Origin of the sequence: Streptococcus downii (assembly GCF_004353325.1) — a bacterium.
GTDB lineage: Bacteria > Bacillota > Bacilli > Lactobacillales > Streptococcaceae > Streptococcus > Streptococcus downii.
The window spans coordinates 491,196-500,794 of record NZ_MZNX01000009.1; the positions used below are offsets into that span (position 1 = coordinate 491,196).

Here is a 9,599-nt window from a genome sequence, read left to right on the forward strand (position 1 = left end):
CTTGTGAAATTGTGACAACTGAATGGGAAAAACTTTGCAAAATCCCTAGAAAACCTGTAAAATAGAAAAGATGAACAAATAGGAGGTTCCTTGTGTCAAAAAAGGAAATCAATATTAATAACTACAATGATGATGCCATTCAGGTGCTAGAAGGGTTAGATGCGGTCCGTAAACGTCCGGGGATGTATATCGGATCGACCGACGGTGCGGGTCTCCATCACCTAGTCTGGGAAATAGTGGACAATGCAGTCGATGAAGCCTTGTCTGGCTTTGGTGATCGCATTGATGTGACTATCAATAAAGACGGAAGTTTAACAGTAGAGGACCACGGTCGCGGGATGCCGACTGGGATGCACGCCATGGGAATTCCAACTGTTGAGGTTATCTTTACCATTCTCCACGCTGGAGGAAAATTCGGTCAAGGTGGCTACAAAACATCTGGAGGTCTCCACGGGGTGGGTTCTTCGGTCGTTAATGCTCTTTCTAGTTGGCTGGAAGTTGAAATCACCCGTGATGGTGCAGTCTACAAGCAACGTTTTGAAAATGGTGGAAAACCCGTCACAACCTTGAAGAAAATTGGTACAGCACCCAAGTCTAAGACAGGTACTAAAGTCACTTTCATGCCTGACGCGACGATTTTCTCTACGACTGACTTCAAATACAATACCATTTCAGAACGTCTCAATGAGTCTGCCTTTCTCCTAAAAAATGTTACCTTATCTTTGACAGATAAGCGAACAGATGAAGCAATCGAGTTCCACTATGAAAATGGGGTTCAGGACTTTGTGTCCTATCTGAACGAAGACAAGGAAACCTTGACGCCAGTTCTTTACTTTGAGGGGGAAGACAATGGTTTCCAAGTGGAAGTTGCCCTCCAGTACAATGATGGATTTTCAGATAACATTTTATCCTTTGTCAATAATGTTCGCACCAAGGACGGTGGAACGCATGAGACAGGACTCAAGTCAGCCATCACCAAAGTTATGAATGACTATGCGCGAAAAACTGGTCTTCTCAAGGAAAAAGATAAAAATCTTGAGGGTTCAGATTACCGTGAGGGATTAGCAGCCGTCCTTTCTATCCTTGTTCCGGAAGAACACCTTCAGTTTGAAGGACAGACCAAGGATAAACTAGGGAGCCCACTGGCTCGCCCGATTGTTGATAGCATTGTCGCAGAAAAATTAACTTTCTTCCTCATGGAAAATGGAGAACTAGCTTCCAATCTCATTCGCAAGGCTATTAAGGCTCGTGACGCTCGTGAAGCAGCACGTAAGGCGCGTGATGAGAGCCGAAATGGTAAGAAAAATAAAAAAGACAAGGGCTTGTTGTCGGGTAAATTAACGCCAGCCCAGTCCAAAAACCCTGCCAAGAATGAACTCTATCTGGTCGAGGGTGATTCTGCCGGTGGTTCGGCTAAACAAGGTCGTGACCGTAAATTTCAAGCTATCTTGCCTCTTCGTGGTAAGGTTATCAATACAGCCAAGGCCAAGATGGCAGATATCCTCAAAAATGAGGAAATCAACACCATGATTTATACCATCGGTGCGGGTGTGGGAGCAGACTTCTCCCTTGAAGATGCTAACTATGACAAGATCATTATCATGACCGATGCGGATACAGATGGTGCCCATATCCAGACCTTGCTCTTAACCTTTTTCTACCGTTACATGCGTCCGCTAGTTGAGGCAGGCCATGTCTATATCGCCCTTCCGCCTCTTTACAAGATGTCTAAAGGAAAAGGCAAGAAAGAAGAAGTGGCCTATGCTTGGACGGATGGTGAGTTAGAAGAACTCCGCAAGCAGTTTGGCAAAGGCGCAACTCTCCAACGCTACAAAGGTCTTGGTGAGATGAATGCGGACCAGCTCTGGGAAACAACCATGAATCCAGAAACCCGCACTCTTATCCGTGTCACAATCGAAGACCTAGCACGTGCCGAACGCCGCGTCAATGTCCTCATGGGAGACAAGGTCGAACCACGCCGTAAGTGGATTGAAGATAATGTCAAGTTTACGCTTGAGGAGAGTGGGGTGTTTTGAAAATTGAGCAATAAACAATTTATGATAACTGAATTGAAAAAAATAGCTATGAAATTTAGAAAAGCTGTTGAAAAAGCAATTCAGACAGAAGAGATTATCGATTACAACCTAGTTAATTTTCCTAAGGGATGTTGCAGTTTTGTAAGTGACTACCTTCAGAGGTATTTATATGAACAAGGAATTGAATCATTATATGTTTCTGGTGAATATGGTTCTGGATGGGAAGGGGAATCTCATGCTTGGTTAGTTGCCTACGAAGATATAATTGTTGATATTACAGGAGATCAGTATCAAGATAACGAAGGAGAACTCTTTTATGATATTCCGGTGTATGTCGGCGAAGAGGATGGGTTTCATAAATTATTTAAATATAATGCCCCACCGATCTCATATCCTGAGCAAGAAATAAATGATTCTCGTAATGGTCGTTTAAAAGAAAAGAAAAACAAAAATTACAATATAATTTTGAAATACATTCAAAATTAAAGTCTTGGACTGTGAAAAAGGAGAACTCTTATGAAAGAATCAGATGTTCTGACTAGGCTTGGATTAAAAGATAAGGACGAATTGGTCTCTTTATTAGAAAATAGTGGGTTAAATGAAAGATTGTCTAGACTTACTTTTATTGATAGAGAAACACATTCTATTAAGTTAGAATTTTGTGAATCAGGATGTTACTTTAAAATAGAAGTGGACTATACAAAGGAAGTGTCGGAAATTAAAGAAGAGGCTTCTGATTACTTTAGACGAGGGTGGTCATGTGTTTTGAAAGGGTCCAGAAAAACAGGAAAAGAAGCTCCCGAAAATAAAAAAACACCAGAGAACTATCCGAAAGAAATTGGAATTAATCATTTTAATATTGGTCATATTTTGGGACGTGGTTTCCATGAATTCATTTATGGGTATCAGTGCTTAACTCCCGATTTCAAGCAAAAAGGGATTTGGAAAGATGAAGCCATTAACGATAAAGAAAAAAATTTGATTACTCAGTTTGCTAGTGCAAACCATCAGACTAAGGGAGCTCCAAGATATAGCCAAGCTTATTTTGAAGATGAAGTTGAAAAGTTTTTCAAGGATACTGAAAGTGGAGAGGTTTTCTATGAAGTAAAGGCGATTTATAAAAAGTCAGAAGATTCAATAGACAAATATCCTATTGGAACGGAAATTTATTATACAACTTTAAAACCTAATGAAAATGATCAAGCTATAGGAAAACATGTATTTATTCCGAATTGTGATATTGATTTTGATTTATCAGTTATGGGCGACTATCGGGAATATAACAGCTATCGAGAGTTTTATAAAAATGGATATAACGGAGAATATCGAAAATATTTTAAGAATAGTAATGATTCAACCGAACTACTTGGTGAAGAGCATTATTTTGCTTTAGTACTTCAAGAAAAAGTGCTTGGGATTTATAAAACTTCTAATAAGGCAAAAGATATGATAGGAAACAAATCTATTCCTGAAATTAAGTTTGGAACAATTATTAGCGACGGTGAACTTATTCATTCTTTTACTACAGAAGAGGAGAAAGGGATTATCCTTTTTACAAAAGAACAGATAAATACGCTGGAAAATTCTTTGAAAGGTAGTCAATATACTGAACGAACAGGAAGAAACAAGTATTTTAGACCTTTTATTAGTGAGGGAAAAATTTATCTGAAATATCATGGAGAAGATGGGAGTGCTTCTGTAACTCATGGCTGTACCGGTGGAGATATCAAGGGATATAACTCGTTAAGAGACGCTATGATTGCAATGGGATGGCTATAAATCTAATGCTTCCTCATTCCTAGGATTATTTTCCAAAATATTTCGTCTTATATAATCCTAGGGATTTGATAATGAAAAAGTTCTAGCAGACAGTCCGCTTTATAGACATATCCTTTACAGAATCAAGAGTTTTCAATAAAAAGGCAGGTATTCCCATGAGAACTGAACCCGAGATGTTTGATGTGATTTTACAAATCGCAAAAAGTCTAAAAGTCGAGGCTGTCGCCATGTCCGGTTCACGAACTGATACAAAAGCACCAAAAGACGAGTTTCAAGACTATGATGTTGTTTATGTCGTGGACGACTTAGATAATCTGACGAGTGACCTTTCTTGGTTAGACCAGTTTGGCACTCGTATCATTGAGCAGCATAATGTCCTAGGCAACCGTCGACTTTATCTGATGCTATTTGAAGATGGAAATCGGATTGATTTGACCCTCTGTCCTACGGAATATATTCAAGAGTGGGTGGATAGTGAAGCAGGATTCACTGTTTTAGAAGATCCTAAGGGTTTGTTTGCCCCTTATTCACCAAGTCCTCAACGTTACTGGATAAGTTTAGCTAGTCAGACAGATTTTGAAAAAGCCTGCAATGAATTTTGGTGGGTGTCAGCTTACGTGGTCAAAGGAATCTGTCGCAAGCAAGTCATCTATGCTACTGACCATCTCTATGGGATTTGTCAGCAAGAACTCTTGAAGGTCGTGGCTTGGCAAGTTGCAGCAGATAATGGAACGGTCGATGTTGGCAAGAACTACAAGTATCTTTTCCAGTATTTACCTGCAGAGAAGGAGAAGGAATTCTCTGCTCTCCTTGATTTTTCAAGTGTAGAGAAACTTATTCAGTCCTTATTTGCTACGATGCAACTTTTCCACCAAGAAGCTCAATTCCTGGCTAACAAGATGGGATTTGACTATGATAAGGAAGTGGCTGAGAAGATGATTCAGTATGCTAAGGAGAGGTTGAACTAGTATGTTAGATTATGTATTTGCTACATTTTTTATGGGATTCCCAGGAGTACAAATTTTAGTATTGGTGTCCTCTATATTTCTACCTATCAAAAGAAATAAGTTACATAAAAGGGTGTATGGATTATTTTTCCCGATTATTATAACGATGTGTAATATTTGGCTTATTTCAATAGATCGCACAGAGCTTTTTGATGATGCTTTAAGATTTTCGTTCTTTCTAATTTCTTTTTGTTTACCTATGCTTATTTCTTCCACGCTCTATCACTCAATACGCTTATATTATTTATACAAATCAATCAAGTGGAGAGTCTTCCCTATCAGTATCTGTTATTTATTCGGTTTAATTTTTCATTATCTTAATACAATGCATTGGGAGGAGCTATTTTGAGGGCAAAAGTTTATGTTTAATATCTTGCTGATATCAACTGCTATAGTTTCTTATTTACCTTGTCAATATTTGTACACACTTCAAAGAAGAAAGAATAATCCATAGGAAATAGTTGCCTTTGCTTAATCTAAATAAGTGTTTGTGAATGACTTAAATAGTATCTAAAAATATTTTTCTCAAGTACCAATTTTAATGTAAAACCTACTCTATATTCTTTGAAAGGAGTTGAACACGCCCTAAATGCTGTGTGAAAAAGATAAATTCTCTTGTGAGCATCGCTCACTGCAATAATTTCCTATTTTTACTTTGCATTTTACGGGCTTTGTATCCTATATGAGTAACATTCAAAACATGTCCCTGGAGGACATCATGGGAGAGCGCTTTGGTCGCTACTCCAAGTACATCATTCAAGACCGGGCTTTGCCAGATATTCGTGATGGATTGAAGCCGGTTCAGCGTCGTATTCTTTATTCGATGAATAAAGATGGCAATACTTTTGACAAGAGCTACCGTAAGTCGGCCAAGTCTGTCGGGAACATCATGGGGAATTTCCACCCCCACGGGGACAGTTCTATCTATGATGCCATGGTCCGTATGTCTCAGGACTGGAAGAATCGTGAGATTCTAGTCGAAATGCACGGTAATAACGGTTCTATGGACGGTGATCCGCCTGCGGCAATGCGTTATACCGAGGCTCGTTTGTCTGAGATTGCTGGTTATCTTCTTCAGGATATCGAGAAAAAGACAGTTCCTTTTGCATGGAACTTTGACGATACGGAGAAAGAACCCACTGTTTTGCCAGCAGCCTTTCCAAACCTCTTGGTCAATGGTTCGACTGGGATTTCGGCTGGTTATGCCACAGATATACCACCCCATAATTTGGCTGAGGTTATTGATGCGACGGTTTACAAGATTGATCACCCAACAGCCAAGGTGGACAAGCTCATGGAATTCTTACCTGGACCAGATTTTCCTACAGGAGCTATCATCCAAGGCCGTGATGAAATCAAGAAAGCCTATGAAACTGGGAAAGGGCGCGTGGTTGTTCGTTCCAAGACGGAGATTGAAAAGCTAAAAGGTGGCAAGGAACAAATCGTTATCACCGAGATTCCTTATGAAATCAATAAGGCCAATCTGGTCAAGAAAATAGATGATGTTCGTGTTAATAACAAGGTGGCTGGTATTGCTGAGGTTCGTGATGAGTCTGACCGTGATGGTCTTCGTATCGCTATTGAGCTCAAGAAAGACGCCAATACGGAGCTGGTTCTTAACTATCTCTTCAAATACACCGACCTACAAATCAATTACAACTTCAACATGGTAGCGATTGACAATTTCACGCCTCGTCAGGTTGGGATCGTTCCAATCTTGTCTAGCTATATCGCCCACCGTCGTGAAGTGATTTTGGCGCGTTCACGCTTTGACAAGGAAAAGGCAGAGAAACGTCTCCATATCGTCGGAGGTTTGATTCGCGTTATTTCGATTTTGGACGAAGTCATTGCCCTTATCCGTGCCTCTGAGAACAAGGCTGACGCCAAGGAAAACCTCAAGGTCAGCTATGAGTTTACAGAAGAGCAGGCTGAGGCCATCGTCACCTTGCAACTGTACCGTTTGACCAATACAGACGTGGTTGTCTTGCAAGAAGAAGAAGCAGAACTTCGTGAAAAGATCGCTATGCTGGCGGCTATTATCGGTGATGAGCGGACTATGTATAATCTCATGAAGAAAGAGCTTCGTGAGGTCAAAAAGAAATTTGCGACTCCACGTTTGAGTACTTTAGAAGACACTGCGAAAGCAATCGAGATTGATACAGCTAGTCTTATCGCTGAGGAAGATACTTACGTCAGCGTGACTAAGGCAGGTTACATCAAGCGTACCAGTCCTCGTTCCTTTGCAGCTTCTACTCTGGAAGAAATTGGTAAGCGTGATGATGACCGTTTAATCTTTGTTCAATCTGCCAAGACAACGCAACATCTCTTGATGTTCACGACTCTTGGGAATGTCATCTACAGACCAATCCATGAGTTATCAGATATTCGCTGGAAGGACATCGGAGAGCATCTGAGCCAAACGATTACAAACTTTGAAACTAACGAAGAAATCCTTTATGTAGAAGTCGTGGATCAGTTTGATGATGCGACAACCTACTTTGCAGCGACTCGTCTTGGTCAAATCAAGCGTGTAGAACGTAAAGAATTCTCTCCATGGCGGACCTACAAGTCGAAGTCTGTTAAGTACGCTAAACTCAAAGACGAGACAGACCAAATTGTAGCAGTGGCTCCAATCAAACTGGATGATGTTCTCTTGATTAGCCAAAACGGTTACGCCCTTCGTTTCAATATCGAAGAGGTTCCAGTTGTTGGTGCCAAGGCTGCAGGTGTCAAGGCAATGAACCTGAAAGCAGATGATGCGCTTAAGGTTGCCTTTATTTGTAACACCTCATCCTTCTACCTCTTGACCCAACGTGGAAGCTTGAAACGTGTTTCTATTGAGGAAATTCCAGCGACCGGCCGTGCTAAACGAGGCCTACAAGTTTTGCGTGAGTTGAAAAACAAACCGCACCGTGTCTTCTTGGCTGGAGCAGTTGTAGAGCAAGGCTTCATCGGTGATCTCTTTAGTACAGAAGTGGAAGAAAACGACCAAATTTTGCTTGTCCAATCTAACAAGGGAACAATCTATGAGTGTCGATTGCAAGACCTCAACTTGTCAGAACGTACTAGCAATGGAAGCTTTATCTCAGATACTATTTCAGATGAAGAAGTTTTCGATGCTTACCTCAAAGAAGTTTTTAAAGAGGACAAATCCAATCCTTAAAAAGAATCAGTCCAGAGGGCTGATTTCTTTATGTTGAAAAAATTTTCAGAAAATTACAAATAATACTTGAAATTTTACTAGAAAAGTGTAGAATAGAACACATAGTTTGAATAGTATAAAGGAGAAACACATGACAGTTGCAATTGATTGGGAAAATCTTGGTTTTGCTTATATGAAACTACCTTACCGTTATATCGCTCATTATAAAAATGGTCAATGGGATCAAGGAGAATTGACAGAGGATGCAACCTTGCATATTTCAGAGTCTTCTCCGAGCCTCCACTATGGACAGCAAGCATTTGAAGGATTAAAAGCCTACCGTACCAAAGATGGCAGTGTTCAACTGTTCCGTCCTGACGAAAATGCCAAGCGTCTGCAACGTACCTGCGACCGTCTCTTGATGCCACAAGTTCCGACAGAAATGTTTGTAGAAGCTTGTAAAGCAGTTGTGCGTGCAAATGAAGAATACGTACCACCATATGGAACAGGTGGAACCCTTTATCTTCGTCCACTTTTGATTGGTGTTGGAGATATTATCGGGGTAAAACCAGCGGAAGAGTATATTTTTACTATCTTTGCTATGCCAGTTGGAAATTACTTTAAAGGCGGTTTAGTTCCAACCAACTTTTTGATCCAGGATGAATACGACCGTGCAGCTCCAAATGGTACGGGAGCGGCCAAGGTAGGTGGAAACTATGCTGCTAGTCTCCTTCCAGGTAAAATAGCCAAGTCACGCCAATTTTCAGATGTTATCTACCTAGACCCATCTACACATACAAAGATTGAAGAAGTCGGATCAGCCAACTTCTTTGGAATCACGGCAGACAATGAATTTGTTACACCACTGAGTCCATCCATTTTGCCATCTATTACCAAGTACTCCTTGCTTTACTTGGCAGAACATCGCTTGGGCTTGACACCGATTGAAGGCGATGTCCCAATCGATAATTTGGAGCGTTTTGTAGAGGCAGGTGCTTGTGGAACAGCAGCGGTTATTTCTCCAATTGGAGGCATTCAACACGGCGATGATTTCCATGTTTTCTATAGTGAAACAGAAGTAGGTCCTGTTACACGTAAACTCTATGATGAATTGACGGGTATCCAATTTGGTGATGTGGAAGCACCAGAGGGATGGATTGTCAAAGTGGACTAAAAGACATGAAGTAAAGAAGAACTCCGTAGCAGTTGTAAGGGCTGAAATGGAGTTTTTTCTTGCTAGTTTGAGCATTTTCTTGTACAATAGAGAAAGTGAAAAGAGGTAAAGTATGAGTAAAAAAGATAAGAAAATTGAAATTCAATTAACAGATGCAAAAGTGACTGTTGGAAAAGATAGTTATGAAGGTTACGTTTTGACGATTGGAAAAAAGGTCATTGGGGAAATTGCCGAATTAGACAGTCAATTTGCTATCATAAAGAATGGAAATGTCGATAGTTTTTATAAAAAACTTGAAAAAGCTGTGGAAATTTTGATTGAAAACTATAATTTAACAAAATAATACTTGTTTTATTGAAAATTTCATGATATAATAGTTCTCGTTAAACATTGGAGAGATAGCGAAGAGGCTAAACGCGGCGGACTGTAAATCCGCTCCTTCGGGTTCGGGGGTTCGAATC

Annotated in this window: 7 protein-coding genes; all 7 read left to right on the plus strand. The window is 40.3% G+C overall.

The genetic code is table 11. The features are described from left to right. The first annotated feature begins 92 nt into the window (after nucleotides 1-92). The gene (gene parE, locus E2R31_RS08710) at nucleotides 93-2,036 is read left to right on the plus strand and encodes a DNA topoisomerase IV subunit B (protein ID WP_132974003.1); all 1,944 of its coding nucleotides are present in this window, start codon (nucleotides 93-95) and stop codon (nucleotides 2,034-2,036) included. Between the two features lie 21 nt (nucleotides 2,037-2,057). Further along, nucleotides 2,058-2,522, plus strand: coding sequence for a hypothetical protein (locus E2R31_RS08715; protein WP_132974005.1), 465 nt, complete (start codon nucleotides 2,058-2,060; stop codon nucleotides 2,520-2,522). 30 nt (nucleotides 2,523-2,552) lie between these two features. Beyond that, nucleotides 2,553-3,815 (plus strand): hypothetical protein, encoded by a 1,263-nt coding sequence (locus E2R31_RS08720; protein ID WP_132974007.1) that lies wholly within the window; start codon nucleotides 2,553-2,555, stop codon nucleotides 3,813-3,815. A 155-nt stretch (nucleotides 3,816-3,970) separates the two neighbouring features. Continuing rightward, a complete protein-coding gene (locus E2R31_RS08725; protein WP_132974009.1) occupies nucleotides 3,971-4,783 on the plus strand; it encodes an aminoglycoside 6-adenylyltransferase in 813 nt (270 codons plus the stop codon). A gap of 721 nt (nucleotides 4,784-5,504) precedes the next feature. Then, entirely contained in the window at nucleotides 5,505-7,985 is a 2,481-nt protein-coding gene (gene parC / locus E2R31_RS08735) for a DNA topoisomerase IV subunit A (RefSeq protein ID WP_132974011.1), read from the plus strand. Between the two features lie 115 nt (nucleotides 7,986-8,100). Beyond that, the gene (locus tag E2R31_RS08740) at nucleotides 8,101-9,138 is read left to right on the plus strand and encodes a branched-chain amino acid aminotransferase (protein ID WP_279432761.1); all 1,038 of its coding nucleotides are present in this window, start codon (nucleotides 8,101-8,103) and stop codon (nucleotides 9,136-9,138) included. A gap of 112 nt (nucleotides 9,139-9,250) precedes the next feature. Then, the gene (locus E2R31_RS08745) at nucleotides 9,251-9,481 is read left to right on the plus strand and encodes a DUF2969 domain-containing protein (RefSeq protein ID WP_000037107.1); all 231 of its coding nucleotides are present in this window, start codon (nucleotides 9,251-9,253) and stop codon (nucleotides 9,479-9,481) included. Nucleotides 9,482-9,599: the final 118 nt, after the last annotated feature.